Annotated in this window: 1 protein-coding gene and 2 pseudogenes; 2 read left to right on the top strand and 1 reads right to left on the bottom strand. The window is 43.7% G+C overall.

The window, feature by feature from the left end:
* Both BG74_RS14475 and BG74_RS18425 read left to right on the top strand, forming a co-directional pair.
* Positions 1 to 1,304, top strand: a pseudogene (locus BG74_RS14475) (ATP-binding cassette domain-containing protein); the annotation flags it as partial.
* 68 nt (positions 1,305 to 1,372) lie between these two features.
* Positions 1,373 to 2,223, top strand: a pseudogene (locus BG74_RS18425) (ABC transporter permease subunit); the annotation flags it as partial.
* Positions 2,224 to 2,486: 263 nt separating this feature from the next.
* Here the strand turns inward: BG74_RS18425 and sanA are convergent.
* A partial coding sequence (gene sanA, locus BG74_RS09170; protein ID WP_187202858.1) for an outer membrane permeability protein SanA occupies positions 2,487 to 3,158 on the bottom strand: 672 nt, incomplete at its 5' end.

The raw sequence follows: 3,158 nt of genomic DNA, 5'->3' as shown, positions 1-3,158 counted from the left end.
AGTTAATTTCAAGAACTAGAAAGAAGTGCTGGAACAAGGGATTTATATAGTGTATCATTATATCATCCTAGTGCATCAGCGTACCATGATGGACAATATATATTTTGGTAGATACTCCGTAAATGGATATTCGTCGACCATAAGAAAATGTATCAGGACACCAAGACTTTTTTAAAAAGTTAGATATAGATATCGATCCACGTGATAAAGTTGCCACCCTGTCTGTGTCCCAGATGCAGATGATATATATAACTAAGGCGTTTTCCTACGACGCTAAAATCGTAATTATAGAAGAGCCACCTCATTACTGACAGAAAAAAGAATTCAATCACTTTTTCAGTATTGTTCGAAAATTAAAAGCGCGCGGATGTAGTATGATTTATATCTATTATAAAATAGAAAAGATTTTTCAGCTGTGCGATGAAATCACCATTTCGTGCGATGGACAATGCATTGCCACTCAGCCAGTGGAAGGGATGAGTATGGACAAAATCATTACCGTTATGGTAGGCCATTCATTGAGCTAGCGTTTCCCTGATCGTATTATTGAACCGGGAGAAATCATGCTCGAAGTTCCAAACTTCACATCGTTGTGCCAGTCCTTGATCCGCGACATTTCGTTTGATTTGCACCAGGGTGAAATTCTCAGGATAGCCGGTCCGGTCGGCACACGGCGCACTGATATTGTCGAAACATTATTCTGGATCCGTAAAAAATTCGCCGGGACTATCCGTCTGTACGGTAAAATCATAAAAAATAACAACGCCAACGAGGCTTCATCCACAGTTTAACGCTAATGACTGAAGCGCGGTGTGCCACAGGAATTTATATCTTTCTAGATGTCGTCTTCAATTCTTTCATTTCTGATATTATCAGCTATAAGAACAAGAACAAGATGGTCCTACTGAATAATAACAGTATGAAGAGCGATATTCATTAGGTCATCAATGTTATGAAGGTTAAAACGCCGTGGCACGGTACCTATATAGGATAGATTTCAGGCAGTAACCAGCAAAAAGTTATTATTTTCCACTGCCTCTTCTCATACAGTCGGAAATATTTATGCTGGAGGATACCACCTGTGGTATCGACGTAGAGGCCAAGTTAGAGATATATCAGATGATGACCGAACTAGAAAAATGGGGTAAAGATGCTATCATCATATCATTCTGAAATGCCGAAAATTCTCGGCATTACCGAGCGAATTTTGGTTATGAAAAACAGTCAAATGGCGTGGATCATTAACACTAGAGAAACGAAACCTTGCAGAAAAAATTTTACGTTTTGCTTCCATGTATCTCTAATGTGTAAGAGTTTAACGATGAATTTGTTGAAAAAGAAAATCATGCTCACCTATTTGAAATAGGGCCACATCCGTGTGGTCTTGTTAGTGCTATTGACCATTATTATTTTCCAAGATCCGACTATTTTGGTCCTGATGAACCTGAGTAATATCCTGACCCAATCCTCAGTGCAGACTATTATTGCTCTCAGAGTAGCGGGATTGATTATCACTTAGGGAACCTGACCTGTCGGCGGAGTGTCAAGTAGGTTTGGTAGAGATGATATTACTATAATCTATTGATAATTTTAATAAAGTTTTCATTGATATGCATCGCCTGACCATTACGGTGGTTATCTTGATTTTTTCTATCGGTTCCGTTATTAGTGTAGTTATCGCTTGTTTAAATGTAACGCTGTTTATTACCACCTGAGGCACGATGATTATCTTATATTGGATTAAATCGCTTTATTACCATGTGGTGGGCGGCCTCGACGATAGCTAGTTTTTAATCTACCCTTGTACAAGGGGTTATTCGTCTCTGCGATTTTAAACTATCTTATATATCACCTTCTATGCGCTGATCGCCATTATCTTTTTTTTGGATCTTTTGGACTAAAATGCGTTTTGGTAAAAATATCTTCGCCATAGGCGGCACCAACGAAAACTACTGAAGTATTCAGTGTCAATGTACCGCTGAAACTGGTTATGATTTATGCCATGTCAGAGATCTTTTATGCCATCGGCGATATGCTAGAGGCGGGGCGTATCAGCATAGTCATTAATAACCTCGGTTTATGTATGAACTGAATGCCATTGCGGCCTGCGTTGTAGATGGCGTGTCCTTTACCGGCGGGGTTGGTACGGTACTGGGGATCGTCACCGGGGTCATCATCTTTACAGTAATCAACTATGGTCTGACCTATATTGGCGTTAATCCTATACACGAAGAAAAAGTAGTCTTTGACCGACGCCTGGCTCGAGCGACTGGCAGGTGTCGTCCTGCGTGCCGTGGAAAGTGTCCCAGTGCGCGGCAGTGTGCGTCTGCGCCGTGGTCCGCGTTTTGCTCAATGATCCGCCTCGCTATGTCCCACGTAGATCCATTACAAGCTTTATGACATTGTCGGAAATAAACTGGTGTAACTCTCATGCTTTGCACCTATCATCCCGATGTTCCTGCTGCCCGCCGCCATAGACGAAACCGCTACCGCTGACCACAGATTTCACCTGTCTCTCTTTTCGCGTCAATTGCATGTATTTTGGCCATACCGGGAGGCGGCTGTTTATCGTCATGGGGCTGCTTCTGTTGCATTTCCAATAGTTGTTTCAGTGAAATAACTGGATAACCTTGTGCTCCCTGCGGAATGTCGTGACGGGCGGGAATGGGAATTAAGGGGCCAAGAAAACGCGGTTCCCGCTTCATGAGATACAGGTCGGAAAGCGCGCCAAGGCGCGCGCCAATTTCCCGGACCCGGACCGACAGGATATTTTTCGGCGAAGGCACGGCATAGCATTGCGCTTGAATGCCCATGTTCAGCGCGATAAATAGCGCTCGTTCACAGTGAAAGCGCTGGGTTATGATGGTGAAGTCGTTGGTATCAAAGACTTTCCGTGTGCGGATAATCGAATCTAGCGTGCGAAAACCAGCAAAATCCAGCACGATATCGGCGGCGGGCATGCCCTGAGCTATCAGATCGCGGCGCATGGTAACCGGTTCATTGTAGCTCTGCAGTGCGTTGTCGCCGCTTAACAGCAGGTAACTCACCTTGCCGCTGTTGTAGGCGTTGAGCGCGCCCTGAATGCGATAGAGATAATATTGATTGATAATCCTGGTACGGTAATACTTGGCGGTGCCCAGCACCACCCCCACTTGACG

Source organism: Sodalis-like endosymbiont of Proechinophthirus fluctus, assembly GCF_001602625.1.
GTDB lineage: Bacteria > Pseudomonadota > Gammaproteobacteria > Enterobacterales > Enterobacteriaceae.
Note: the sequence above shows the minus strand (reverse complement) of the source record. Positions and strands in the feature narration are given on the sequence as shown.